This window comes from Pseudarthrobacter sp. AB1 (assembly GCF_014926485.1).
Taxonomy (GTDB): Bacteria; Actinomycetota; Actinomycetes; order Actinomycetales; family Micrococcaceae; genus Arthrobacter.
In genome coordinates this window covers 1-26044 of sequence record NZ_PZKO01000052.1, presented here as the reverse complement: position 1 = coordinate 26044, position 26044 = coordinate 1, and the positions used below count along the sequence as shown (strand labels likewise).

The 26044-nt window shown below is 66.3% G+C and carries 24 protein-coding genes and 1 pseudogene; 8 read left to right on the top strand and 17 right to left on the bottom strand.

Annotated elements, in window-relative coordinates; translation table 11 throughout:
• Positions 1–340: 340 nt before the first annotated feature.
• From DAD99_RS13060 to DAD99_RS13050, 3 genes are all read right to left on the bottom strand, one after another.
• Positions 341–1807, bottom strand: coding sequence for an FAD-dependent oxidoreductase (locus DAD99_RS13060; RefSeq protein WP_193341901.1), 1467 nt, complete (start codon positions 1805–1807; stop codon positions 341–343).
• Between the two features lie 88 nt (positions 1808–1895).
• Positions 1896–3161 carry a uroporphyrinogen-III C-methyltransferase gene (gene cobA, locus DAD99_RS13055; RefSeq protein ID WP_193341900.1) on the bottom strand — a complete coding sequence of 422 codons (1266 nt, stop codon included), beginning with the start codon at positions 3159–3161 and terminating at the stop codon, positions 1896–1898.
• A gap of 93 nt (positions 3162–3254) precedes the next feature.
• Positions 3255–3908 (bottom strand): TetR/AcrR family transcriptional regulator, encoded by a 654-nt coding sequence (locus DAD99_RS13050; RefSeq protein ID WP_193341899.1) that lies wholly within the window; start codon positions 3906–3908, stop codon positions 3255–3257.
• Between the two features lie 75 nt (positions 3909–3983).
• Here DAD99_RS13050 and DAD99_RS13045 point away from each other — a divergent pair, with 75 nt between their 5' ends.
• On the top strand, positions 3984–4478 hold the full coding sequence (locus DAD99_RS13045; protein WP_193341898.1) for a cupin domain-containing protein: 495 nt from the start codon (positions 3984–3986) through the stop codon (positions 4476–4478).
• A 12-nt stretch (positions 4479–4490) separates the two neighbouring features.
• Here the strand turns inward: DAD99_RS13045 and DAD99_RS13040 are convergent, their stop codons facing one another.
• The 9 genes from DAD99_RS13040 to DAD99_RS13000 all read right to left on the bottom strand — a co-directional run bounded on the left by DAD99_RS13040 (position 4491) and on the right by DAD99_RS13000 (position 13907).
• A complete protein-coding gene (locus DAD99_RS13040; RefSeq protein ID WP_193341897.1) occupies positions 4491–4940 on the bottom strand; it encodes an SRPBCC family protein in 450 nt (149 codons plus the stop codon).
• Between the two features lie 152 nt (positions 4941–5092).
• The gene (locus DAD99_RS13035; protein WP_193341896.1) at positions 5093–6061 is read right to left on the bottom strand and encodes an ABC transporter permease; all 969 of its coding nucleotides are present in this window, start codon (positions 6059–6061) and stop codon (positions 5093–5095) included.
• Positions 6051–6776, bottom strand: a complete 726-nt coding sequence (locus tag DAD99_RS13030; RefSeq protein WP_193341895.1) for an ABC transporter ATP-binding protein — start codon at positions 6774–6776, stop codon at positions 6051–6053. The genes DAD99_RS13035 and DAD99_RS13030 overlap by 11 nt, the downstream gene beginning before the upstream one ends.
• Positions 6777–6813: 37 nt before the next feature.
• Positions 6814–7950, bottom strand: coding sequence for an ABC transporter substrate-binding protein (locus DAD99_RS13025; RefSeq protein ID WP_193341902.1), 1137 nt, complete (start codon positions 7948–7950; stop codon positions 6814–6816).
• Between the two features lie 232 nt (positions 7951–8182).
• On the bottom strand, positions 8183–9610 hold the full coding sequence (locus DAD99_RS13020) for a sulfate adenylyltransferase subunit 1 (RefSeq protein ID WP_193341894.1): 1428 nt from the start codon (positions 9608–9610) through the stop codon (positions 8183–8185).
• Positions 9611–10558 carry a sulfate adenylyltransferase subunit CysD gene (cysD, locus tag DAD99_RS13015; RefSeq protein ID WP_185261340.1) on the bottom strand — a complete coding sequence of 316 codons (948 nt, stop codon included), beginning with the start codon at positions 10556–10558 and terminating at the stop codon, positions 9611–9613.
• Positions 10555–11289 carry a phosphoadenylyl-sulfate reductase gene (locus tag DAD99_RS13010; protein ID WP_193341893.1) on the bottom strand — a complete coding sequence of 245 codons (735 nt, stop codon included), beginning with the start codon at positions 11287–11289 and terminating at the stop codon, positions 10555–10557. The genes cysD and DAD99_RS13010 overlap by 4 nt, the downstream gene beginning before the upstream one ends.
• Entirely contained in the window at positions 11286–13031 is a 1746-nt protein-coding gene (locus DAD99_RS13005) for a nitrite/sulfite reductase (protein ID WP_185261342.1), read from the bottom strand. The genes DAD99_RS13010 and DAD99_RS13005 overlap by 4 nt, the downstream gene beginning before the upstream one ends.
• A 141-nt stretch (positions 13032–13172) precedes the next feature.
• A complete protein-coding gene (locus tag DAD99_RS13000; RefSeq protein WP_193341892.1) occupies positions 13173–13907 on the bottom strand; it encodes a sirohydrochlorin chelatase in 735 nt (244 codons plus the stop codon).
• A 62-nt stretch (positions 13908–13969) separates the two neighbouring features.
• Here DAD99_RS13000 and DAD99_RS12995 point away from each other — a divergent pair, with 62 nt between their 5' ends.
• Together DAD99_RS12995 and DAD99_RS12990 are read left to right on the top strand one after the other, a co-directional pair.
• The gene (locus DAD99_RS12995) at positions 13970–14677 is read left to right on the top strand and encodes a trimeric intracellular cation channel family protein (protein WP_193341891.1); all 708 of its coding nucleotides are present in this window, start codon (positions 13970–13972) and stop codon (positions 14675–14677) included.
• Between the two features lie 13 nt (positions 14678–14690).
• Entirely contained in the window at positions 14691–15119 is a 429-nt protein-coding gene (locus DAD99_RS12990; protein ID WP_193341890.1) for a hypothetical protein, read from the top strand.
• A 128-nt stretch (positions 15120–15247) separates the two neighbouring features.
• Here DAD99_RS12990 and DAD99_RS12985 read toward each other — a convergent pair whose 3' ends face one another.
• The 4 genes from DAD99_RS12985 to DAD99_RS12970 all read right to left on the bottom strand — a co-directional run bounded on the left by DAD99_RS12985 (position 15248) and on the right by DAD99_RS12970 (position 19708).
• Complete coding sequence (locus tag DAD99_RS12985) at positions 15248–16069, bottom strand: DUF559 domain-containing protein (protein ID WP_193341889.1); 822 nt, start codon at positions 16067–16069, stop codon at positions 15248–15250.
• A 428-nt stretch (positions 16070–16497) separates the two neighbouring features.
• On the bottom strand, positions 16498–17598 hold the full coding sequence (locus DAD99_RS12980) for a polyprenyl synthetase family protein (protein ID WP_193341888.1): 1101 nt from the start codon (positions 17596–17598) through the stop codon (positions 16498–16500).
• A complete protein-coding gene (locus DAD99_RS12975) occupies positions 17595–18926 on the bottom strand; it encodes a geranylgeranyl reductase family protein (protein WP_193341887.1) in 1332 nt (443 codons plus the stop codon). Before DAD99_RS12975 ends, DAD99_RS12980 begins: the two co-directional genes overlap by 4 nt.
• 5 nt (positions 18927–18931) lie before the next feature.
• Complete coding sequence (locus DAD99_RS12970; RefSeq protein ID WP_309233269.1) at positions 18932–19708, bottom strand: demethylmenaquinone methyltransferase; 777 nt, start codon at positions 19706–19708, stop codon at positions 18932–18934.
• Between the two features lie 120 nt (positions 19709–19828).
• Here DAD99_RS12970 and DAD99_RS12965 point away from each other — a divergent pair, with 120 nt between their 5' ends.
• From DAD99_RS12965 to DAD99_RS12950, 4 genes are all read left to right on the top strand, one after another.
• Positions 19829–21178 (top strand): isochorismate synthase MenF, encoded by a 1350-nt coding sequence (locus DAD99_RS12965; protein WP_193341885.1) that lies wholly within the window; start codon positions 19829–19831, stop codon positions 21176–21178.
• 172 nt (positions 21179–21350) lie between these two features.
• Entirely contained in the window at positions 21351–22151 is an 801-nt protein-coding gene (locus tag DAD99_RS12960; protein ID WP_185261351.1) for an ABC transporter substrate-binding protein, read from the top strand.
• A gap of 114 nt (positions 22152–22265) precedes the next feature.
• A complete protein-coding gene (locus DAD99_RS12955; RefSeq protein WP_193341884.1) occupies positions 22266–23057 on the top strand; it encodes an amino acid ABC transporter permease in 792 nt (263 codons plus the stop codon).
• 11 nt (positions 23058–23068) lie between these two features.
• On the top strand, positions 23069–23872 hold the full coding sequence (locus tag DAD99_RS12950; protein ID WP_193341883.1) for an amino acid ABC transporter ATP-binding protein: 804 nt from the start codon (positions 23069–23071) through the stop codon (positions 23870–23872).
• 110 nt (positions 23873–23982) lie between these two features.
• Here DAD99_RS12950 and menD read toward each other — a convergent pair whose 3' ends face one another.
• Positions 23983–25692, bottom strand: coding sequence for a 2-succinyl-5-enolpyruvyl-6-hydroxy-3-cyclohexene-1-carboxylic-acid synthase (menD, locus tag DAD99_RS12945; protein WP_193341882.1), 1710 nt, complete (start codon positions 25690–25692; stop codon positions 23983–23985).
• Positions 25693–25809: 117 nt separating this feature from the next.
• On the opposite strand from menD, the pseudogene DAD99_RS21770 reads away from it, so the two are divergent.
• Positions 25810–26044: pseudogene (locus DAD99_RS21770) on the top strand (hypothetical protein); the annotation flags it as partial.

Here is a 26044-nt window from a genome sequence, read left to right as displayed (position 1 = left end):
GCCCATCTGGATCATTCCCCGCTCCGCCAGGTTCAACACCCGGCCGCCCGGGCCCTCCGCCGAAGGCGCCGGATCCGAAAGGCCCCCAACAGCGCCCATGTTCATGGTCATCATCTGGCCAGACTGGGCCCACCACCTCCGCCCGGTCCCATGTCGGGTTCCGACACGCCGGGCGGCAGCGAGAATCGACATCCCGCCACACACCATGTCAACGAACACGGTGCGGGTATTCGGAGGAAATGACTTGACCATGAAACGCTCCATCAATCAGAGCGTTGCTACGACCATATGACTTTGCCTGGGATTTATGGGCGCGAAGTGACCCCGCGTTGGTTGTGTCCTAGACGTTGGCGGCTACGCCATCGCGGGAGATGGCTACCATGTCCTCGCGCGGCACCACCTTGACGCGCTCGCGCTTGACCTCAACGCCGTGGGATCCGCCGGCTTCCGTGGCTGCGGCACCAAGTGCGAGCTCGTGCGCGTCCAGCGCCAGCCAGCCTTCCCAGCTGGTGAACTTCACGCCGCGGGCGTCGAGGAGTTCGACGACGGCGTCTGCGTCGGGAACAGCGGCGACCGGAAGGTTTTCGCGGTCTTCCAGCAGGTGCGTCACGGTCTCGAGGGCGTCGCCCTTGGTGTGGCCGATGAGGCCCACCGGTCCGCGCTTGATCCAGCCCGTGGCGTAGATGCCAGGCACGTGCGTGCCGGCGGCATCCAGGACGCGGCCGCCGTCGTTGGGTACCACGCCCTTCTTGTGGTCGAACTCGATCTCCGGCAGCGCCGAACCGAAGTAGCCGATCGAGCGGTAGACGGCCTGGACGGGGTAGTCCACGAAGTCGCCGGTGCCGCGCGCGTTGCCCGTGCCGTCCAGCTCGGTGCGCTCGAACTTCATGCCGGCAACCTTGCCCGGCGTCGCGGCGTCGTCGTAGATTTCCACCGGGCTGTGCAGGAAGTGCAGGTGCAGGCGGCGGGAAGCGGTCAGCTCGGAAAGGTCCTCGGGCTGCTCGGCGATCCAGTTGGTGAGCGTGCCCACCATGGTCTTGGTCTGGTTGTTGCTCTGGATCTGGCGGTCCGATTCCTCGTCGAACTCGAAATCCTCGGCGTAGAGGATGATGTCCACGTCCTTGGAGTGGCTGAGCTCGCGGAGTTCCAGCGGGGTGAACTTCACCTGGGCCGGGCCGCGGCGGCCGAAGACGTGCACGTCCGTGACGGGCGAGTTCTTCAGCCCGGCGTACACGTTGTCCGGGATTTCGGAGACGAGCAGATCATCGGCGTGCTTGGACAGCATCCGGGCCACGTCCAGGGCCACGTTGCCGTTGCCGATCACCGCGATCTCCGTGGCGTCCAGCGGCCATTCGCGGGAAACGTCGGGGTGGCCGTCGTACCAGGAGACGAAATCTGCGCCGCCGTAGGAGCCATCCAGCTCGATGCCCGGGATGTTCAGGTCCGCGTCCTTGATGGCGCCGGTGGCGAAGATGACGGCGTCGTAGTGCGTGCGGAGATCCTCGATGGAAATGTCCGTGCCATAGTCCACGTTGCCGAAGAAGCGGATGTCGCCGCGGTCCAGGACCTTATGCAGGGCGTTGACGATGCCCTTGATGCGCGGGTGGTCCGGGGCAACGCCGTAGCGGATCAGGCCGTAGGGTGCCGGGTAGCGGTCAAAGAGGTCGATGCTCACGGTCAGCGCGCCGCTCTTGACGGCTTCGCTCTTGGTGAGGATGTCCGCGGCGTAGACGCCGGCCGGGCCGGAGCCCACGACGGCAACGCGCAGCGGACGCTCGGCAGATCCTACGGAGGTGCTTGATGACACGGCTGTGTTCCTTTATCTTCTGCATCGGTTGCTCCGTAGGCGCCCTTTTGAGGGCTCATAAGGGCGGTTGCGGAGCAACCGATGGGTTTCAGGGGGTTAGAACTCGGGTGGTGCGGGGGCGGTTCGGGGTGGTGGTGCTGTAGTCCGCTGTCCTGAAGTGCGACGGCGCGAACGGGCTGACGCGGACAACATCGCCGATCACAATCACGGCAGGATTTGCGACGCCGGTGGCTTCCGCCTGGTCGGCGATGGAACCGAGCGTGCCGATCGTTACGCGCTGATTCGGCAGATAGCCGTTCTCAACGATGCCAACTGGAGTGTCCTGAGGCAAACCGGCGCCGGCCAGGGCAGCGGCGGAGTCGCGAAGTGCGGCCACGCCCATCAGCAGGACGATGGTGTGGTCTGCCCGCGCGGGGACCTCGGACAGCTCCTCATGGCCGGTGACAACACTGAAGCCCTTGGCCAGGCCGCGGTGCGTGACGGGGATGCCGGCGGCGGCCGGGACAGAGATCGCGGACGTGACGCCGGAGACCACTTCAACCTCGACGCCGTGCTGCCGGCAGTATTCGGCTTCCTCGCCGCCGCGGCCCAGGACGTAAGGGTCGCCGCCCTTGAGCCGGACCACGCGGTGCCCTTTCAGGGCTTCGTCCACAAGGATCCGGTTGATCTCGGCCTGCGGCACGGGGTGGTGGCCGGGGGTCTTGCCCACCTCAATGACGCGGACATCGGGGGCCAGTTCGTTGAGCAGTTCGCGCGGGCCGAGCCGGTCTGCAACTACGACGTCGGCCTGGCCGAGGAGCCGGCGGCCGCGGACGGTGATGAGGCCGGTATCGCCGGGCCCGCCACCCACAAGGGCCACGGAGCCCGCAGAGGCACGACGGCGGCGCAGCGGGAGGTCGCCCGTTTCCAGGGCGGTGGCGACGGCGTCCCGCAGAGCCATGGCGCGGCGCGGGTCTCCCCCGGCGTTCACGGCGATCTGGACGTCTTCCACCACGGCGACGGCGGGCGTCCACGCGGCTGAGGCTTCGTGGTCGGAGGCGTTCACGCACCAGATGCGCTGCGCCTCGGCGTCGGCCGACACCTGGGTGTCCACGGCGGGATCGCCGGTGGCCGTCTGGACGAACCAGACGCCGTCGACGTCGGACGGCAGGTAAGTGCGCGGCTCCCAGGCAAGGAGGCCGGCGTCGGACAGTTCGCGGAGCGCGGCGGAGACTACGGGAGCCACGACGGTGACCTGTGCACCGGCGTCGAGCAGCCCTTTGGCCCGGCGGGATGCCACGGGGCCGCCGCCCACCACCAACACGGGGCGGCCGAGCAGCCGCAGTGCTGTGGGGTAAATATCCTGAATTGCCATGGATCAACGGTAGGGCCGCGCAGTTTCACCACCAACGGCAGCGGAAACACCAGTTCACGTAAGGTAACCGGGCGTAACGCAACGCGGGGTCAGTTACGGCCCAAACTGGGGTGGATCATGGGCCGTAAGTGACCCCGCGCTGGGCGGTGGCCCCTGCCGCAAAGCCTGCTGGAGCAGGGCGCGGGCGGTCCATCGCTGGGAGGCAACAGCCTCGTCGCGGCTCAGGCCGGCAATGTCCGTCAGCCAGATCAGCGCCTCAATCCCGATGGCGCTGCGGATGGCCAGGACGAGCCGGTGGATGTCCTGCTCCGTCATCCGCCCCTGGAGCGGCGACAGTGCTTCGGCAATCCACACGATCGCCCGGCCCTGGCGCAGGGGCAGGCTTCGCCGCTCGTCGGCGGTCTGCCCCAGCGAGAGCCTCAGCATGGTTCGTTGCTGCGCTTCGGTTTCGACGATCATCCGGGTGAATTCGATCACCACGGCGTCCAGCCGTTCGGCGACGTCGGCCGGCGGGTTTTCGGGGAGCAACGACGTGGCTGCGGTTTCCGGGTGGGCCGCAGCCAGCAACTCCCGCTGCCCCGGGAAATACCGGTACGCCGTGCTGCGGGCCACCCCGGCCAACAACGCGGCGTCGTCCACTGTAGGCGCGGCGCCATCCGCCACAAGCTGCCGCGCCGCAGCAACCAGCGCATCAAGGGTGCGGCGTTTCTGGCCGGTGCGGCCGACGTCTATGTAAGGTCTTGACATGCTCTTTATGGTACTCCAGTCTTGTTATGGGACGTTAGTCTCATAAGTCTTCCGACCATTATCGAGGCGACCACCATGAAGACAAAGAACTCAGCATCCGCAGTTGTCCTGCAGCCCGGCGAAGGGGCCAGGCGCTGGTTCTTCGGCGGCGGAGTGCAGACGTGGAAGGCCACGGAGGAAGACACCGCGGGGGCCTTCCTGCTCTTCGAAGTCGAGATGGCTTTGAACAAGGTGACCCCGATGCACACCCATCCGGACTCCGACGAAACGCTGTACATCCTGGCCGGCGAGATTCTGATGAACATGGACGGCACGGAGCATTACGTCGCAGCGGGTGGCGTGACCATTGCGCCAAGGGGTGTCCCGCACGCCTTCAAAGTCCTCCAGGAGGGAACCCGTGTGCTGTGCCTGCACACGCCCGGCGGCGCCCAGGCGTTCTACTTCGGCGCAAGCGAACCGCTGGTTGATGGCGAAAGAACAGGTGTTGTGGATTTCGACCGCATCCGAGAATCAGGTCAGCTGAACGGCGGTATCGAGATCCTTGGGCCGCCGCCGTTCCCTCAGGCCTAGCCTCGGGACCCGTCAGTCCTCAAGGCCGGCCACGAACCGGCCGCGGTTGGTGATGAGCCGCAGCAGGTAGCGGCGCAGGATCAGTTCCTCCACCAGGCGGCCCAGGATCCCGAACGGTGCTGTGAACTCCACCCTGTCCGTCATGATGCTGCCGGTGGCCGTTGCCTCGAACTCGTGGACGTGCCGGAACCCTTTGAATGGGCCCCTGACCTGTTCGTCCGTGAAACTGTTGGGGAAGTCCAGTGCGGTGATGCGGCTGGTCATCCTCAGCGGGACGCCCAAATGCCGGGCCGCCCACGTCACTTCCTGGCCTTCACCAATCAGGCCCGAGGTGACCCCGCCTACCGCCCGTTCCCCGGCGACTTTCTGGGAATCCAGGTGCGCCTCAATACTGCGTGCTAGATCGAACAAGCGCTCCCGCGGGAGGGCGGACGCGGTGCGGCATACGAAGCTGACAGTCATGGCGCCAGTCTGCCAGACCTTCCCGCGGACTTTCGGCTACGTGTGGCGACCGGAATGCGTAACTTTTGAGCGGCCGGCGGTCAGGGCTCCGCGGAATCCCGGGCCCCGTGCGTTGCGGGGCGGCCAATAGTTACGCAATGTGGTTGGCTGGGCTAGCGCGTACTGCCCGCGAGCAGGCCGCGGCTGCGGAGGAGGCGCTTCTCGATCGGCGCGAACACCAACAGTTCGATGAGGATGCCGACGGCCAGGATCAGGAGGATCGCTGACATCACGATGGTCATGTCTGACAGGTCGCGGCCTTGATTCAGCATGGAGCCGAGGCCGAAACCGATTGTGCCGCCCACGGCGATGATTTCCGCGGCCATCAGCGACCGCCATGAGAACGCCCAGCCCTGTTTGAGTCCGCTGAGGTAGCCAGGCAGCGCGGCAGGCAGGATGATCTGCACGGCCATCTGGAAGCGGTTGGCGCCCAGAACCGTGCCCACGCGGCGGTACTGCGGCGGGATCTGGTCCACGCCGGAGATCAGCCCGTTGATGATGGACGGGATCGCGCCCATGAAGACGACGAAGTAGACGGTGGCGTCCGTGAGGCCGAACCAGATGATGGCAGCGGGCACCCAGGCCACAGACGGCAGTACCTGGAGGCCCGAAATCAGCGGCCCGAAGGCCCGGCGCAACGGCGCGACCTGGGCCAGCAGCAACCCCACCGGGGTGGCGATGGCAACGCTGATCAGGAACCCGACCAGCCCGCGCTGCAGCGAAGTCCACACCGCTTCCTGCAGCTTGGCCTCGCCCCAGAGGGTACCGAACTGGCCAAGGACGTCCAGCGGACCGGGAACCAGGTCGCGGCGCTTGAGGCCAAGGGAAACGTAGAACTGCCAGATCAGGATAAGGGCCACAAGGGCCGCGACGGGCAGGAGCACACGGCCCCAGTCGATCCGGTGCTTGCGCGCGGCGTCGGACTGCAGCGAATCCAGCCCGGCCTCGAGCTCGCGCAGGTCCTCGTTCCCGGTGGAAGACCGCGTCAGGGCGGCGTGGACTTTGATGGTTTCCTGCTCAGTCTCAGCCTCAGCCGCGACCAGCCGGGCGCTCTCGGCGAGGGGCGTGGGGTTATTTGGCATGGCGGCGAATCTCCTCCCGCAACCGGGCGGTGATGACCCCTGTCAGCTGTCCGGCCAAGGCGGCGTCGGTTCGGTGTTCCTCGGTGACGGCCCACTCCTGGACCACGCGGCCTGGGCGGGACGACAGCAGCAGCACGCGCTGGCCCAGCCGGACGGCCTCGCGGACATTGTGGGTCACAAAAACGATGGTGCGCCCGGTTTCCTTCCAGATGCGTTCCAGCTCGTCGTGAAGGAGGTCGCGGGTGATCGCGTCCAGGGCGGCAAACGGCTCATCCATCAGCAGCAGCTGCCGGTCCTGTGACAGCGCCCGGGCCAGCGCCACGCGCTGGCGCATACCGCCGGAGAGCTCGTGCGGGCGTTTGTCCCCGGCCCCGCCGAGGTGCACCAGGTCCAGCAACTCGTCGGCTTTGATCCGGCGTTCAGCTTTCCCCACACGTCGCAGCTTCAGGGCCAGTTCGATGTTCTCCCGGGCGGTCAGCCAGGGGTAGAGGGCGGCGTCCTGGAACATAAAAGCTGCGCCGTCGCTGGGCACTTCAAGGGCGCCCGACGTCGGGACGTCCAGTCCCGCCATGATGTTCAGCAGTGTGGACTTGCCACAGCCGGACGCACCGAGGAGGGCTACAAATTCGCCCGCGCCGATGGTGGCGTTGACGTCGTCGAGCACCGGGGCGCCGTCGCCGAAGCGCTTGCCCAGGTTTTCCAGTACGACTGGCATGGTCCCGTCCTTAGGTAGGTGCTGCGGTAGGTGGCGGTCAGTCCCGGCCGAGGCCGGCGGCGGAGACACGTTCTGCGGTCCCCATGACGTCGTTCAGGGCCCGGAGGTCGAATAGTCCCGTGATGTCCGCCTGCTTGGTGGTGCCGGCCTGCACCCCGTTTTCCAGGAGCTTGGGGTAGGTTCCCGCGAGCGGATCCGCCGTGAACACCACTTTCTTCAGGGCCCGGTCAAGGACATCGGCGGGAAGCGCCGCGCCTGCCGATTCCTGCAGGGCCTCATTGATGACGGCCGTTTTTTGTGCGTCGGGCGTGTCATTCAGCCAGGCCACCGACTCGACGTGGCCCTTCAGCAGTGCCTTCACGGTCTCCGGATGAGCGGCGGCGAACTTCTTGTTGACGATCAGGACGGTGGTGGGAAACTCGCCGGCCTTGCCGGAAAGCGACCCGTCCCAGAGGTCCTTTTCGTCCACCAGGACCTTGGCTCCGGCCTGGAGCACCAAACGGGAGGCCCAGGGCTCGGGCAACCACGCGCCGTCGAGCTTTCCGTCCTGGAACAGTTTCAGCGTCTGGGCGTTTTCGGTGGGGTTGATGGCCACGTCACCGCTGCCGCCCACATTGGTCTTGTAACCCTGCGAGCCGAGCCACGCGCGGAGCGCCACATCCTGCGTCCCGCCCAGCTGCGGCGAGGCAAGGGTCTTGCCCAACAGGTCTGCCGCGGACGTGATCCCGGGACGCACCACCAGCTGCGCGCCGCCGGCGGCCGCACCGGCAATGATGCTCACGGACTCCCCTTCGCTCTTGACGAACGAGTTGATGGCCGGGTTCGGCCCGATGTATGCCGCATCGATGGCGCCGGCGTTCAGCGCTTCGATCGCGGCGGGTCCGGCGTTGAAAGTTTCGGTGCTGAGCTTGGTGTCGCCCAGATTCCGGGCGAAGATCCTCTGCTTCAAGCCCACCAAAGCGGGGGCATGGGTCAGATTTCCAAAGTAGCCCAGCTTCAGTTCCGCGGCCGGACTGGGAGACGGGAAGGCTGCCTCAGCCGCCGTATTGCGGGAAATGGTGGACGCCACCACGGCACCGGCAGCGATCAGGAGGACGAGCCCGATCGCCAGCGCCGCCTCGAGGGCACGCTTGCGCTGGGGTACTGCGTTTTCGCCTGCCACGATGCGGGTCATCCCGGGCCTTGAACTGGTCATTGTTTCACCATAGGGAGAGACATAAACCCATTCAATGAAGCAGAAACGGGGGGTCACGCGGGTTCATGCAGCGTCACATTCCCGGCCCGATTCTGTCCCAACCCAGACACCGCCGCGGACAGATCCTGGGCGGCCCTAAACGGCTCTGCCCCGCATAACCGGTGCTGGGCAGCAACGTCTATGCGGGGCAGGGCAGCTCAAGCTGAGCGGATCAGATCGAGTAGCGCTCGTCCTCGTGGTCGCCCGGGTGGTCCTTGACCAGGCCTGCCGCGAGCGTGTTGCCGTCCAGCGGGTCGATCACCAGGAAGGCGCCCGTGCGGCGGTGGTGCAGGTAGTTTTCCAGCGGCAGCGGCGCCGAGAGCCTCAGCTGCGCGTGGCCGATGTCGTTGAGCTCCAGGCTGGACGCGCCTTCGAGCTTGAACGTGGCCAGGTCGAGCTTGCCACTGACGCTGCGGACCAGCGCCTGGACAGTGCGCGTGCCGTGCTTGACCAGCACCTTGGCACCTTCACGCAGCGGCTTGGGCGAGAGCCAGCACAGGGCGGCGTACAGGTCGGCGGTGGACTCCGGGAAGGTCCCGGCGGCGGCAATAGTGTCACCGCGGGCGACGTCGAATTCCTCCGCCAGGCGGATCGCCACAGACTGCGGGGCGAACGCTTCCTGCAGGGATTCGCCGGCGAAATCAATGCCGGTCACCGTGGTGGTGCGGGGAGCCTGGCCGGGCGTGAGCACTGACACCGAATCCCCCACCTTCACTGAACCCTCGGTGATCTGGCCGGCGTACGCGCGGTAGTCACGGAAGGCTTCAACGTCCAGGCCACCGGCAACGGCATCGGGAGCCAGCGCACCCTGCGGCCGGATCACCAGCTGCACGGGGAAGCGGAAGCTCTCCAGCTGCGTGTCGATCTCGTCCGCAGCAGGAAGGGTCTCGAGGACCTCCAGCAGGGCCGGGCCGTCGTACCAGGGGGTGCGCTCGGAACGGTCCACCACGTTGTCGCCGTCCAGGGCGGACACCGGGATCACCAGCAGGTCATCGATATGGTCCGCGCTGCCCAGCTCGGCGGAGCCGATGCCCAGTTCGCGGGCCACCTGCTGCACGTCGGCCTGGATCTCGCGGAACACGGACTCGCTGAAGTCCACCAGGTCGATCTTGTTCACGGCCACAATCACGTGCGCCACGCGCAGCAGCTGCAGCACGGACAGGTGGCGGCGCGTTTGCTCCAGGACACCCTTGCGGGCGTCAATGAGTACGACGACGGCATCCGCCGTGGACGCGCCGGTCACCGTGTTTTTGGTGTACTGGACGTGCCCGGGGCAGTCGGCAAGGATGAAGCTGCGCTGGTCCGTGGCGAAGTAGCGGTAGGCCACGTCGATGGTGATGCCCTGCTCCCGCTCGGCACGCAGGCCGTCCGTCAGGAGTGCCAGGTCGATCCCGCCCTTCTCGCCGCCAAAGCCGCGGTCGGAGGAGGTGCGGGCAACGGCGTCGAGCGTGTCAGCGAGAATCGCCTTGGAGTCGTGCAGGAGGCGGCCCACCAGAGTGGACTTCCCGTCGTCGACCGATCCGGCGGTGGCGAAGCGGAACAGAGTGGTGGGGAGGGCTGTTTCCAGCTCGGCGGCCAGCAGTGACGTGTCGGTGCTCATTTAGAAGTAACCATCCTTCTTGCGGTCTTCCATGGCGGCCTCGGAGATGCGGTCATCTGCACGGGTGGCGCCACGTTCGGTGATGGTGGAGGCGGCAACTTCGATCACAACGTCGCTCACGGTGGCTGCGTCCGACTCAACGGCACCGGTGCAGGACATGTCGCCCACGGTGCGGTAGCGGACGGTTTTGACGATGACTTGCTCGTGCGGCAGCGGCTGGGAAACCTCGCCCACCGCACGCCACATGCCGTCGCGGGCAAACACTTCGCGGTCATGGGCGTAGTACAGGCCCGGCAGCTCGATGTTCTCGCGTTCGATGTAGCGCCAGATGTCCAGCTCGGTCCAGTTGCTGATGGGGAACGCACGGACGTGCTGACCCACAGTGTGGCGGCCGTTGTAGAGGTTCCACAGCTCGGGGCGCTGGTTGCGCGGGTCCCACTGGCCGAACTCGTCACGGAGGCTCAAAATGCGCTCCTTGGCGCGCGCCTTGTCCTCGTCACGGCGTCCGCCGCCGAAGACGGCGTCGAACTTGTTCTGCGAGATGGCGTCCAGCAGCGGCACGGTCTGAAGCGGGTTGCGGGTGCCGTCGGCACGCTCTGCGAGTTCGCCGCGGTCGATGAACTCCTGGACGCTTCCGACGACGAGCTTGAGTCCCAGCCGCTCCACCGTCCGGTCGCGGAAGTCGATGACCTCGGGGAAGTTGTGACCGGTGTCCACGTGCAGCACGGGGAACGGGACTTTGCCCGGCCAGAACGCCTTGGTGGCCAGGTGCAGCATCACCACGGAGTCCTTGCCGCCGGAGAACAGAAGCGCCGGCTTCTCGAACTCGGCCACAACTTCGCGGATGATGTGGATCGCTTCGGACTCGAGGGTGTCCAGGCTGGAGAGGCGCGTAGATACGGCGGCTTCAGTCACCTGGGTGGTCTCCTCAGTTAGGAAAGTGCTCATACGTGTAGTCCGCATTCTGTCTTGTCGGAGCCTGCCCAGCGGCCGGCGCGGGGGTCGTCTCCGGGCGCCACCTTGCGGGTGCAGGGCTGGCAGCCAATGGAGGGGTATCCCTGGGAAAGCAACGGGTTGACGGGTAGGAGGTTGTCGTCGGAGTACTGGACCAGCTGGTCGAACGTCCAGGCGGCCACCGGGTTGACCTTGACCAGGCCGTTGACCTCGTCCCAGGTCACCAGCGGGGTGTTGGTCCGGGTGGGGGCCTCATCGCGGCGGACGCCGGTGAACCAGAGTTCGTAGCCGGCCAGGGTGCGGCGCAGCGGGGCCACCTTGCGGAGGGCGCAGCACTGGGCGGCGTCGCGGGCAAAGAGGTCCTTGCCCAGGAGCCGGTCCTGCTGTTCCACGGTGTTCTCAGGCAACACGTCCACCACGTTGACGCGGAGGTTCGCGGCCACCTCATCACGTGTGGCGTAGGTTTCCGGGAAGTGGTAGCCGGTCTCCAGGAACAGGACGTCGACGCCGGGCAGCTGGTCCGCGACAAGGGCCGGCAGGACGGCGTCGGCCATGGAGCACGCGACGGCCACCGCAGACAGGTCGAAGTTGCGCTCCACCCAGGCGATCACGTCGCGGGCGGGGGCGTCCCAGCCGAGCTCGGCGGCGCCGGACTCTGCGATGACCTTGAGCTCGTCATGGGTGCGGAGCTTGGCAGGCGATGCCGCCGGCTGGGGATTGGTCACTGGAGGGCCTCCTCGTCAGCTGCGTGGGCCCACTCGGCGAAGGTCTGGCCTTCGGCGCGCTTGGCCACGAAGGTGCGCACCACGCGTTCCACGTAGTCCGGCAGGTCCTCGACGTACACCTTCAGGCCGCGGACGGTGCGTCCCAAACCTGCCTCTTCGCGGCTATTGGAAGCCAGCCCGCCGCCCAGGTGGACCTGGAAACCCGGGGAAGGGTCGCCGTCGGGCGTTGGCAGCATCATGCCCTTAAGGCCGATGTCCGCGGTCTGGATGCGGGCGCAGGAGTTGGGGCAGCCGTTGATGTGCAGGGACAGCGCGTGCGGCAGTTCGCCGGACTCCGCGAGGTCGGCCAGGCGGCGTTCCAGGTCAGCGACGGCGGTGGCGGCGGTGACCTTGGTTTCCACGATGGCCAGCTTGCAGTATTCGATGCCGGTGCAGGCGATGGTGCCTCGGCGGAACACGGACGGACGGGCGGAGAGGCCCAGGGCATCCAGCTCGGCAACCAGCGGTTCCACGTGGTCCTTGGCAACGTCCAGCACTACGAGCTTCTGGTGCGGGGTGGTGCGCAGACGGTAGGAGCCGCGGGCCTCAAGGGTGTCCGCGAGCTTGACCAGCTGCGAGCCGGACAGGCGGCCGGCCAGCGGGGTGGCGCCGATGAAGAACTTGCCGTCCTTCTGCTCGTGCACACCGATGTGGTCGCCCGGGGTGGTGGGCTTGGGCGCGGCGGGACCGTCGGCCAGCTTGTAGCCGAGGTATTCGTCCTCGAGGATTTGGCGGAACTTCGCCGGTCCCCAGTCGGCCATCAGGAACTTCAGTCGGGCCTTGGTGCGCATGCGGCGGTAGCCGTAGTCGCGGAAGATGCTGGTGACGCCGAGCCAGACTTCGGCAGCCTCCTCAGGCTTCACGAACGCACCGAGGCGCTTGCCGAGCATCGGGTTGGTGGACAGCGCGCCGCCGGCCCAGAGGTCGTAGCCGACGCCCAGTTCGGGGTGGCGGACACCCACCAGGGCGAAGTCGTTGATCTCGTGGACCACGTCCTGGCTGGGGTGGCCGGTGATGGCGGTTTTGTACTTACGCGGCAGGTTGGACAGCAGCGGGTTACCGATGAAACGCTCGCCCAGCTCCGCGATGAGCGGCGTGGGGTCGATGATTTCGTCCTTAGCGATGCCAGCCACCGGCGAGCCCAGGATGACACGGGGCACGTCGCCGCAGGCCTCGGTGGTGGACAGGCCAACGCCCTCAAGCCGCTTCCAGATCTCAGGGATGTCCTCCACCCGGATCCAGTGCAGCTGGATGTTCTGGCGGTCCGTGAGGTCGGCGGAATCCCGGCCGAAATCAACGGAAATCTGGCCGATGACGCGCAGCTGCTCGGTGGTGAGTGCGCCGCCGTCGATCCTGACCCGGAGCATGAAGTACTTGTCTTCGAGCTCGTGCGGCTCGAGCGTGGCGGTCTTGCCGCCGTCGATCCCGGGCTTGCGCTGGGTGTACAGGCCCCACCAGCGGAAGCGGCCGTGCAGGTCCTGGCTGGGGATGGCGTCGAAGCCGTCCTTGGAATAGATGGTCTCGATACGCTCGCGCACGTTGAGGCCGTCGTCTTCCTGTTTCCAGGTTTCGTTGGCGTTCAGCGGGGTTTTGCCGTCCACTTTCCACTGCCCGTGCGGCTTTGCAGCGGGGCGGGAGGCGCGCGCGGGGCGCTTGGCGGCGGCGGGGTCCACGGACGCTCCGGCTAGAGCTGTATCAGTCATGCATCGACTGTAGGTGCCCGTCTAAGCGCGTCACAAAGGTCCGGAAACGGGAGGTCACCTAGGGAAACAATTCGTCACGAACCGCCGGAGAGCCTTGAAGAAGCCCGCCCGCTGTGCTTCGTTGTGGTTCCCGGGGGGCGCCTATTGACCGTGTACGACGGCGGCGTCGAACCGTTCCAGCGCGATCTCGGCGAGCACCGGCGAGGGCAGCAGCGGTTCCGTCACGAGGTCGGCACCGGCTTTGGCCAGCTGGTCGTGAAAGAACCCCGGCGCGAGGAGGTAGGAGGCAATCACCACGCGGCCGCCGTCGTCCACGGCCCCCGCGGACTCCCCCGCCCCGGCACCTCCGGCCAGTTCCTGGCGCAGAATGGCGACGGCGTCGCGCACCGACGGCTGGGCAGAGGCACCGTAGGCGGGCAGAATCCGGTTGCGCCGCAGCGCCCTGAGCTGGTCGGCGAGCTCTTCCACGCTGACAGCGGCATTGGGATTGGAGGACCCGGCGGCGGCGAGGACGATCGCGTCGCGGTCCGTCACGCCGGCCTCGCGGAGGCGCTGGTCCAGCAGGGCCGCGAGCCGCGGGTCCGGGCCGAGCGGCGCTGCGGCCAGGCTGCCCGGACGGCTTTTCACAGCGCGGGCGATGTCCACCTTGACGTGGTAGCCCACGCTCAGGAGCAGCGGCACAACGACGGCCTGTTGTTCTTCGGGGAGGCCCGCCACCACGTCCACGAGGTCCGGCTCCTGGACGTCCACGTAGGCTTCCCGCACGTCCAGGCCAGGGCGCAGGCCGGCGATGTCTGCGCGCAGCGCGTTGACGTCCGCGGCGCCCTGCGTGCTGGATGTCCCATGGGCGCAGGCGATCATGATCGGGTTGTTCATAGGGGCTAGCGTAACGTTGGAGCCGCCCTGTCCGCCCACCATGAAACTGCCGGGACGCCCTCATGATATTGCCGTTCGACACATTGCCGTTCGGCATCGACCTTGTTTGGCTTGACCTGGCCGGGGTCTTCTTCTTCGCCGTCTCCGGGTCCCTGTTGGCGGCACGGAAGCAGTTCGACCTGGTGGGGTCGCTGCTGCTGGCGTCCCTGGTTTCCCTCGGCGGCGGCGTCATCCGGGACATCATCCTCAACACCACGCCGGCAGCCTTTTCCAACCCCGCATATTTGGTTCCCCCGGTGCTGGCCACTGTCCTGGTGTATTTCCTGTACTCCAGCGTGCAGCGGTACACCTCGTTGCTGGTGCTGTTCGACGCCGGCGGGTTGGCCCTCTTCTGCATCACCGGAACGCTGAAGGCCCTGGCGCTGGGGATGAATCCGGTGGCTGCCGTGCTGCTCGGCGTGACCACGGCGGTGGGCGGCGGCCTGCTGCGGGACATCACCGCCAACGAGGTGCCGCAGCTGTTCAACCCCCGGGACCTCTACGCGCTGCCAGCCTTCAGCGGGTCGGCCTTGACCGCGCTGCTCTGGGTCACCGGCGCCTTCAATGTGCTGACGGCGGGCGCGGTGGCGGCCGTGGTGTTCGCGTTCCGCGTGGCTGCCTGGCGCCGATCCTGGTATGTCCCGCTCGCTGTACGTGGCTTGCACCGGCGGGGCTCCGGCGGAGGCGGGGCTGATGGGGCTGGCAGCGGCTCGGGAGCAGGCCGCAGTTAGCTAGGATATGAGCATGACTGACATGTTCCTCGAGAAGTTCCGCGCGCTTGTTCCGACCCATCTCGAGGACGAATGGCAGGAAGAAGACGGCCTGCCTGCCGACGAACTGGACGCGGCCCTCGCCGAACACCAGTTCCAGGTTCCCCTGGCCCTCCGCGAGTTCTACCTGGCGGTGGGCGGCTGCGAGGACATCATGGAGGCGTACCACTACTTCTGGGATCCCGAAGAGCTGGAAGTGGATGACGAAGGCTTCCTGATGTTCCTCGAGGATGAGGAAGAACAGTTCACCTGGGGCTTCCGCGTAGGTGACCTCGGCATCCCGGACCCCATCGTGTACCGCCGCAACAACGCCCGCGGCCAGTGGAAGAGCGAAGAAGGCACGTTCTCCGAATTCGTCTTCGACATGTTCGAGTGGGCCTTCAACGACGAGGAAGAAAACTAGGGTCCTTCTGCCCTGCCCCCTTCGGCGACCGGCCGCCGCTGGAATTCCCCAGGTTTGGCTGGTCCGCCCGGCGAGCCTCCTCGATCTGCCGGAGTGTCGGCGGGTTCTCGAAGCGAAGCAGGGGAATCTCAGCGCACTACGCGGCCGCGTAGGACCTGCCACACTTCGTCCACGACCTTCTGCGGGTTGTAGACCACCTGCGCGTAGCCGTATCTGAGCACAGCGTAGCCATTCAGGGTGCTCGCATTGTTCCGTAGCCGGTCCTTCTTGACCTGTCTGGGCTGGAGATGCGTTTCGCCGTCGAGCTCCACGATGAGGAATCCCTCCAGCAGGAAGTCCACGATTCCGATCCCGGGAAGATCCACCTGGGTCTGGACGAACATGCCCTCACTCCGGAAGAGGAGCCGGGCCACCACCTCGATGGGTGAACCGGCGGTGCCATCCACCAGGTCCAAGACCCTGCGGGCGGCTCCGTTTCGGTTTCCCGGCAGGTGTCCGCGCAGGTAATCCAGCGTGGTCCTGCCTTGCAGCAACGCGCTCTCCACCATGACGGCGGCCTCGACTTCCGGTAAACACCGCAGGCCGTGAAGCAGCACATCGGTCAAGCCGGCAACTGGCCAGGGCACATCCTGGGGCACCACACTCTCACGATGGACCACAACATCCCCGGCAGCCCCGTGCCGGCAGAGCAGGTGAAGGGCCGCAGGTTGGTGCAGCCGCCACAGCCGGTGGTGTGTGCTGGCCGAGCCGCAACTGAGCAGACCGTTGGCCAGGACCGCACCCACAAGATCGGGAGCGGCTCCCGGCAGTGCCACCACTCCGTGCCGGAGCCGCCGCATCTGGCCTGCTTCAATGGCCACCCGGATGTTCCGATCTGAGAATCCGGCCTGACGCAATGTTGCTGTCCTGGCGACGGAGCCTGCGTACTTGAGGTAAGAAGTGACGTCCATGCTCCCAGCAGAGCCGACCATTGCTCCCGCCGGCAGTGTCCAAATCAGCTATGTGCAAAACCGGGCCGCTGGGTCTCCCCTGGTTTGGGCGCCCGTGCCGGCGTGGCGGCAGGACTCACCGGGCTGCCAGCTGCATCTCCAGGCAAACGTGGGGAAATCCAGCAGGGCCGCAAGCCCAAAAGTCTGTGACACGCACAGTAACAGCAGGCTTGCATCATGTGACAAACCTGTCATACACTGTTCACGGATCCGCTAAACGCCTCCGGCGGGTCTGATGCGAACGGAGATATAGCCCCGGTTCGACACAACGTGTGACTCGTAACGTTGCTGAGAACCGGGGCTATTGCATTTAACGAAGTCCGCCAAGCAAACAGCAAGGGCCCCGGCCAGGTTCAACCCCGCCGAGGCCCCGCTGCACATCAAGAGAATCAGCTGGCGCGGTCCACCACAGCCAGGGCAAAGTGGGCCAGCGACGACTTGACAACACCCTCGGGAAGCGGCGCCAGCGCGGCGATTGCTTCGTCGGCCCAGCGGCGGGCAATCACCCAGGACTCGGCTGTCACGGGGTGCTCGCGCAGCCCGGCCACGGCGGCAGCCAGGGCAGCGTCGGAGGTCAGGTCCCCATCAATGAGCTTCAAAAGGTCGACGGCGGACTGGTCACCGGCCGCAGCATCGCGCCGCAGGAACAGGACAGGCAGGGTGGGCACACCTTCGCGGAGGTCCGTGCCCGGTGACTTCCCGGACTTGACCTTGACGCCGGTGACGTCAATAACGTCGTCGGCGAGCTGGAAGGCCACGCCCACCTTCTCGCCGTACTCCACCAAGACGTCCTCGTAGGCCTCGTCGGCACCGGCGAAGATGGCACCGAGCTGGCCGGAAGCGGCCACCAGGGAACCGGTCTTGTCCGCGATGACGGACAGGTAGTGCTCCACCGGGTCCTCGTCCGGGCGCGGACCTACCGTTTCGTGCAGCTGGCCCAGGCACAGGCGCTCGAACGTCCGGGCCTGGATTCCCAGCGCGCGTGAGCCCAGCTCGGACACCAGGATGGACGCGCGGGCGAAGATGAGGTCGCCGGTGAGTACAGCCACGGAGTTTCCCCAGACCTCGTGGGCTGTGGGGGCGCCGCGGCGGAACGGGGCCGAGTCCATAACGTCGTCGTGGTACAGCGTTGCCAGGTGGGTCAGCTCCACCACCACTGCAGCCTGCACAACGGCAGGCAGCGAGGCGTCGCCAAGGTGGGCGCACAGCAGAGTCAGGAGCGGCCGGATACGCTTGCCACCGGCTTCCACGAGGTGACGCGACGTTGCATCAGCCAGCGGGTCTGAGTTGGCTATGGCCTCGCGGAGCTTCTTCTCCACGCGGGCCAGGTTATTGGTAATGGCGGGGCCTAGTTCGGCGTCCTCCGCGATGGCCGCAAAGCCGGCGGGCAGCTGCAGTCCCGTGGCAATGGCGGTGGTATTGAGGCTGGGTTCGGAGTCCGGCAGGCCGTGCCCGGCGTGCGTCCAGCTGTGGTCTGCGGAGTTAGTCACTGGTTAACCCTAACTTTTTGTTGCGGATACCGCTGATTCGAGGCCGACGGTGTATTGGATGTGGCCGGAACCAGCGACTCCAGGACGCGGATGGCCCGGTCCTCGAAGCCTTTCGCGGCCGGGTCGGTCAGGTTTGCGAGCAGCCGCACCACAAAGCGCATCAGCACGGGAATGGGCATCCCTGTCCGCAGCGCGAGCTTCATAACGGCGGGTTTTCCGATCAGCGCGGCAAATGCCCGGCCCAGCGTGAAGTGCGATCCCCACTGGCCCCGCACATAGTCCGCGTACCCCGCCAGGTGCGCGTCGGCGTCGTACGTTGGCCCGGCAGCAGAGGAGCGAGCGGACGCGTCAATGATGAACTCCGCTGCGAACCGTGCCGATTCCATCGCGTAGGAGATGCCCTCGCCGTTGAATGGCGAGACCATGCCCCCGGCGTCGCCCAGGAGCAGGAGGCCGGGCGAGTAGTGCGGGGTGCGGTTGAAGCCCATGGGCAGCGCGGCGCCGCGGATTTCGCCCACCTGGTTGTCCGGGGTGAAGCCCCACTCGGCGGGCATGGCGGCAGTCCATTCGCGCAGGACCTGCTTGTAGTCGAGCTTGCCGAACTCTCTGGACGAATTCAGGATGCCGAGGCCCACGTTGGAGGTTCCGTCGCCCACGCCAAACACCCAGCCGTAGCCGGGGAGCAGTTTTCCGTCGCGGCCAGGGAGCTCCAACCAGCCTTCCATCCAGTCATCATCGTGCCGGGGCGACGTGAAGTAGGTGCGGACGGCGACGCCGAGGGGGCGGTCGTCGCGCTTGTGGATGCCCAGCGACACGGCGGTTCGCGTGGAGTTGCCGTCTGCAGCGAGTACGACGTCGGCGCTGAAGTGGCGCGTCTCCCCCGTCTTGCGTCCGGACTCGTCCAGAAGCGCTGCGCGGACACCGGTCACGCGGCCGTCTTCAGACCGCAGGGCTTCGGTGACGCTGTGCCGCTCGAGGATTTGGGCGCCGGCGGACTGGGCATGGCGGGCCAGTTCCTCGTCAAAGCCCAGGCGCGTGCGGATCAGGCCGTACTGCGGAAAGTCGGAGACCTCGGGCCAGGGCAGTTCAATGGTGCGGCCGCCGGCAATGAGGCGGAGGCCCTTGTTCCGGCGCCAGCCGTCCGCTTCAGGGTGCGGCAGACCGAGCTTCTGGATTTCGCGGACCGCCCGCGGGGTGAGGCCGTCGCCGCAGACCTTCTCGCGCGGGAAGCTGGTTTTTTCCAGGACGGTCACGTTGATGCCGGCCTTGGCAAGGTAATACGCGGCGGTGGAACCGGCGGGCCCGGCGCCGACAATCAGAACATTCACGCCGTTCAGCGGACGATGTTGCGGCGAAGCTTGGCCACAGGGCCCTTGTGCGCGGCGATGGCTTCCGCGGCGCCCTCCGGCGTGGATTCCAGCGGTTTGGTGGCACGGTGCACGGCCACGATCCCGCCGGTCAGGTTGCGATACGTGACCTTTTCCCAGCCGGATTCCTGCAGCCAAGCGGCCAGGTGGTCCTGGTCCGGCCAGGCGCGGATGGATTCGGCCAGGTACACGTAGGCGTCCGGGTTGGAGGCCACCTTGACGGCGATGGCCGGCAGGGCACGCATGAGGTATTCGGTGTACATGGTGCGCCACAGCGGAACCACCGGCGCCGAGAACTCGGCGATGACCAGCTTGCCGCCGGGCTTGGTGACGCGGAGCATCTCGGCCAGCGCCTTCTTGGGCTCGTTGACGTTGCGCAGCCCGAACGAGATGGTGCAGGCGTCGAAGCTGTTGTCCGCGAACGGCAGGTTGGTGGCGTCGCCGGCAATGAAGTTGATGTCCGGGCGGCGGCGCTTGCCGACTTTGAGCATGCCGAGGGAGAAATCACAGGCGATGACGTCTATGCCGGCATCGGCATATGGCTCGCTGGAGGTGCCGGTTCCCGCGGCCAGGTCCAAGACCCGCTGGCCGCTCTTCATGTCCATGGCGTCCACCACGATCCTGCGCCAACGGCGCGTCTGCCCCATAGAGAGGACATCGTTGACGACGTCGTACTTAGGTGCGACGTCGTCAAACATCGTGGCTACTTCGTCCGGACGCTTTTCCAAGGATGCTCGGTTCACCATGCAATTGTCTCAGACAAACTCGAGAAGGACTTTCGACGAGCCCGTCCGGGGCCCAAAGCAAGGCACGGGCACGGCCCACGCGGCCGCATGTATGCGCGGGAGTAATGTTGTCTCATCATGACGAGCACGTTCCGCACCCTCACAGTCCCCCTGGATGGCAACGCATCTGCCGGCGGACTGCCGCAGTTTCTGGTCCGGGACGACGTCCTCTGCTGGACCCGCCGCGAAGCCGGCCTGGTGGGCTTCGGCGAAATTGCCCGCTTCATTGCCACCGGCCCTGAGCGGTTCCTCGAGGCCGACATCTGGTGGCGCCACCAGGTCCTCGAGGCCAACATCTGCGACTCCGTGGAGCTGCCGGGCACTGGCCCCGTGGCTTTCGGCTCCTTCGCATTTTCCAAGAAGTCCACCCATGTATCGCGGCTGATCGTACCGGAAATCGTGGTAGGCGTCCGGGACGGCCAGTACTGGCTCACCCAGCTGACGTTCGACGACGGCGAACTCACCGAGGCGGGTGCACTCGCCGCCCTGGCGGGCTGGCTAAGTGGCGGCAGCGTGGCTGGTGAGGCCGGCGCCGTTGGTGAGGCCGGCGCCGTCGTGCGTCCTTTACCCTCCGCCGACGGAGCCACCCTGCACACCGGCTCGCTCAGCGAGGAAGACTGGATGGCCGCCGTTGCCGCGGGCGTGGCGGAGATTCGGACCGGTGCGCTGCAGAAACTGGTGCTGGCGCGTGACATCGTGGCCACCGTGCCGTCGGGCGTCAACGCTGCCCAGGTGTTGCGACAGCTGGCCGAGCGATACCGCGAATGCTGGACTTATGGTGTGGACGGGCTGGTAGGCGCTACCCCGGAGATGCTGATCCAGGTGGAGGGCCGCACGGCCCAGGCGCGCGTGCTGGCCGGAACCCTGGACCGTCGCGATGCGCACGGCGAAGCCGGTATCCCCATGGACTATGCCGAGCGGATGCTGGCCGGATCCGAGAAGCAGCGGCACGAGCACGAGATCGCCATCCAGTCGCTGACGTCGCAGCTGGCGCCCTTTTCCGAGGCCATGAACGCGCACGACGAACCTTTCATTTTGGAGCTCCCCAACGTGTGGCACCTGGCATCGGACGTCAAGGCGGAGCTTGCCGAGGTGGAGGGCCACGTGCCCACGTGCCTGGCGCTGATCAACGCGCTGCACCCCACCGCTGCGGTTTGCGGCACGCCCACACTGGTGGCCGGCGCCCTGATCCGGAAGCTGGAACACCTGGACCGGGGCCCGTACGCGGGTCCGGTGGGCTGGCTCGACGCCGCCGGCAATGGCGAATGGGGCATTGCGCTGCGTGGCGCAGTGATTGAGGATCCCCATACCGTTCGGTTATATGCCGGCTGCGGCATAGTGGATGGCTCTCAGCCAGAGGCCGAGTTGGCGGAGACGTGGGCAAAGTTCCGTCCGATGCTGGAGTCGCTGGGCTTCGGCGCCACCTGATTAGGCAGCGTGTCCGGAATCCCAGACATGGGTCGCGTCCCGGGGCTTGATTTTGGTTGTGATTTAGTTATCCAATAGTAAAACTAAGTTTCATGTGATGCACATCTCTCCTTCGGCGATACACTATGAACCGATTTAGTACCGCATACCCCTGCAACAAAAGGTAAAAAATATGCAGCTCAAGTCCCTGGCCCAGGCCAAGATCGCCGCCAAGGCAGCAGCAATCCTGGCCGTCGGCGCCCTCACCCTCACTGCGTGCGGCGGCAGCACCACCCCGGCCGCGTCCGAGGGTGGCATCCAGCTGATTAACGCCGGGAAGCTCACCGTTTGCTCCGACGTCCCCTACGAGCCTTTCGAATTCCAGAAGGACGGCAAGATCGTTGGCTTCGACATCGACATCGCCAATGAAGTGGCCAAGGACCTCGGCGCGGAACTCAGCATCGTGGACAGCTCCTTCGAGGCCATCGAAACCGGAACCGCCCTCACCGGCTGCGACCTCTCCATCTCCTCGGTTTCCATCACTGACGTCCGCAAGTCCGTAATGGACTTCTCCAACCCGTACATGGATGACGACCTCACCCTCGTGGCCACCACCGCATCCGGGATCAAGGACATCAACAGCGCCAAGGGCAAAAAGGTCGGCGTCCAGCAGGCCACAACCGGCGCAAAGTACGCGGCGGAAAACGGCATCGACGCCCAGCAGTTCGAGGACAGCGGCCTCCTGGTCCAGGCCCTCCAGGCCGGCACCATCGACGCCGCCCTGGGCAACCAGTCAATCCTGGCCTACGCCATCAAGGATGACCCCAGGTACAAGCGCGTGGATGACTACGCCACCGGCGAGAAGCTTGGCATCTCCATCAAGAAGGGCAACACCGCCATGGCCGAGAAGGTCAACGGAACCCTGAAGCGCCTGACCGACGACGGCACCCTGAAGAAGTTCCAAACCACATGGTTCGGCGAGACCGCCAAGTAGCCGGCGTTTCGGACTGACCTTTCACAGCCCAGAGAATGACGCCGCTGGGGCCCCGGACAAGCTGCGACGCAGCCCGTCCGGGGCCCCAGCCACGCAAATGAATGTGAGCACCCCATGGCAATGACAGCACGTCAACGGGCCAGAGTGAGCCTGTATGTCCAGATCGGCATCTTCGTTGTGGCCATGGCCGCACTGGTTCTGGCCACCGATTGGAAGACCGTCGGCAACAGCGTCTTCAACTTCGGCAAGATTGGCCCGATGTTCCCGGACATCTTCCTGGTGGGCCTCAAGAACACCCTGATCTACACGTTCCTCGGCTTCGTCGTGGGCCTTTCCGGCGGCCTGCTGCTGGCCCTGATGAAGCTCTCCAGCTTTCCGCTGTACCGCTGGATCGCCACGGGCTACATCGAATTCTTCCGCGGTGTGCCGGCGCTGCTGGTGTTCATCGCCTTCGGCTACGGTGTCCCGCTCGCGTTTGGCGTCCAGTGGAACGTCGCCGTGATCGTCATGATCTCGCTTGGCATGGTGGCCTCGGCGTATATTGCCGAAACCCTCCGCGCCGGCCTGCAGGCTGTGCCTAAGGGACAGCTCGAAGCCGCACGTTCGCTGGGCATGCCGCAGTGGCGGGCCATGGTGTCCATCGTCATTCCACAGGCGTTCAAAATTGTGCTCCCACCACTGACTAACGAGGTCATCCTGCTCACCAAGGACTCCTCGCTGATCTACGTCCTGGGCCTCACTGCCTCACAATACGAGCTCACCAAGTTCGGCCGCGACGGCATCTCCAGCCTGGGCGCAGGCCTGACGCCGCTCCTCGTAGCCGGCGCCTTCTACCTGGTCATCACCATCCCGCTGAGCCTCCTGGCCCGGAAGTTCGAAAGCCGCTCCGCGCGGACCAAGCGATAGGCAGGGAAGCCATGAACGACGTCGTAAATTCCTCCGCCGGCAACACCGGCACCATCAATGCGGCCGGGGTTTCCATCAAGGACCTCCGCAAGTCCTACGGCAGCAACGAGGTCCTTAAGGGCATCAGCCTGGACGTGGCGCCCGGCGAAGTGGTGTGCCTGATCGGTCCGTCCGGCTCCGGCAAGTCCACCCTCCTGCGCTGCGTGAACCTCCTCGAGCAGCCCAACGAGGGCGCCATCCACGTGGGCGGCTTCGAAGCTACCCACCCTGACGTGGACATCGATAAGATGCGCCGCAAAGTGGGCATGGTGTTCCAGCAGTTCAACCTGTTCCCGCACCTTGACGCCAAGCGGAACTGCACCATCGCGCAGACGAAGGTCCTGAAGCGTTCCCAGGAAGAAGCTGACAAGGTGGCCCAGCACAACCTTGAGCGCGTCGGTTTGGGGCATCTGTCCGACCGTTTCCCGGACCAGCTTTCCGGCGGCCAGCAGCAGCGCGTGGCCATTGCCCGGGCGCTGAGCATGGACCCCGAACTGATGCTCTTTGACGAGCCAACCTCCGCGCTGGACCCCGAGACCGTAGGCGATGTCCTCTCCGTCATGAGGAACCTGGCCAAGGAGGGCATGACCATGCTGGTGGTGACCCACGAAATGGGCTTCGCCCGCGAGGTGGCGGACCGCGTGGTGTTCATGGACGGCGGCGTGGTGGTGGAGGAAGGCGTGGCCGAGCAGGTCATTTCCGCACCCACCCAGGACCGCACCAAGGAGTTCCTGCGCCGCGTCCTGGATCCGACGCACATCGACATCGAAGAGTAGGCCGCCCGCGCGTCCGCTTTTCGACGCCCCTGTTACCTGGCGACTCGCATATGCCCTGCCGCTACCGGAATACCGGCCGCGTAAGTGAATATGCGAGTCGCCAAGTGACTTCAGTACCGGGCGGCTGCTCCTCCGACGGCGGCGGCCACGGCGGTCTTGATGCGGGCATGCAAGTCACGGAGGCCAACACGGTGCGTGCGGACTTCGATGATGCTGCGGCCTTTCAGCGGTGCGGCCAGCGCCTCGGCGAGTCCCGCCGTCGTACTTACCGAGCAATGCCCGACGCCGTACGCTGCGGCGAGTGCCGCGATGTCCACGGTGTGGGGGGTGCCGAACAGCCGTTCGACGGCGTCCGTGTAGCGCCCGGATTCACGAACAGCCCCGTGCTCCAACAGATCGAAAATGGCACCACCGGCGTCGTTCAGCACCACGATCCGGAGCCCGGGTTCGGGTTCGCCGGAACCCAGGAGCAGGCCGCCGGCGTCGTGCAGGAACGTGACGTCACCCAGCAGCAGCGTGGTGTCCTGGCGGCCGCCGAGGGCAATGCCGGTGGCGGTGGAGATGGTGCCGTCGATCCCGGCGAGGCCGCGGTTGGCGTACACCGTCGCGCCGGGCCCGGCGGCGGGCAGCCCGGCCAGGTCAACGTCGCGGATGCCGTTGGAGGATCCCAGCATCAACTGGCCGCGGGCGTGCCGCCACACCAGGGCGCCCACCGACGGTCCGGTAGCAGCGGGCTCGGCGGCCAGGACGCCGTCGAGCGCATGCTGCGCTGCGGCCCCCGCCAGCAGCCAGGTATCCAGCCAGTCGGACGGGCCACGGCCGGCGAAATCGGCGAGGTCGGCCAGGTTCTCCAGCGGAAGTTCGGTGCGCCGGCCCGTCTGATACCAGGCCACAGGGACCGGCTGGTACAGCGCGGACGGCACGTCGGCACGCTCCAGAAGTGCGGCAACCGGGCGGGACAGTGTGGGCCGCCCGAACATCACCACCCGTTCGATGGGCTGGGCCGCCGTTGGTCCGAAGTGTTCCAGCAGCAGCCGGTACGGGCCCACGGCATTGGGGCCGAACCGTGCATTTGAGGACGGCTCCGCGAGCAGCGGCAGGCCGTGTGAGCGGGCAAACGCCTCGGCGACGGGCCCGGCGTCGTGCCCTGCTAGAACCACGGTGCGCCGCTCCTCCAGCCCCAAGAGGGCGGGCGGCAGGTCCATGGTGAGCGGGTCGGTGCCGATCCGGAAGCGGGAGTGCCCGGCCGCCGTCGGAAGGTCCTCGTCCGGTGCGGGAACCAGCGGATCGCGGAAGGCCAGGTTCAGCTGGACGGGCCCGGGCGCGAGGTCGGAAAACGCGCCGGTGGCCGCGGCCAGTGCCGTTTCCACCGCGCGCAACGGGCTGCTGCCGGCCTGGACGTCGGCGGCGAACCGTACGTGCTCGCCGAACAGGTCCAGCTGGAGGGTGGTCTGGTTGGCGCCGGTCCCCTGCAGCTCCTCTGGCCGGTCCGCGGACAGCACCACCAGCGGGACGGCCGCGTGGTTGGCCTCCATCACGGCGGGCATAAGATTCCCGACGGCGGTGCCTGAGGTGGTGAGGACGGCCGCCGGGGAGCCGGTGGACAGGGCCAGGCCAAGGGCCGTGAAGCCGGCGGAACGTTCGTCGATGCGGACCAGGAGTTCCACGCGGCCGGATGCTTCGGCCTCGGCGAGGGCGTAGGCCATGGGGGCGGAGCGCGATCCGGGCGAGACCACCACGTACTGGACGCCGCCGTCGATCAGGGCGTCGACGGCGATCCGCGCGGCGGCGAGGGAGTTCAGGGAAGTCTCAGAAGGCACTGGTCCAGTCTGCCACCCCTGGACGCTCTCTCACTTAACGCGCTCAAATGCCAAACGCTCCCTCTTCGTCAAGCTGGTTGTGAGTCATTCATTAGCTGTTGATTGAAGGAGCCGGCGGTGCCCGTTGATAACAAGGGTTTTACGCGTGAAGAGATCCGTGAGTTCATGCATGAGTATTATTTGCAGCCGCACGGGACCAGGAAGGAGTGGCTTGCCTCGAAGTCCATTTCCGACTGGACGTTCCGCAGGTGGCGCAAGATGTTGGTCCAGGGCGATATCGACCGTGGCCTGATTCCGCGGGAGCATGGAGGCATGGTCCCTACAAATCGTGAGCTCTCCGCGTTTGAAAAAG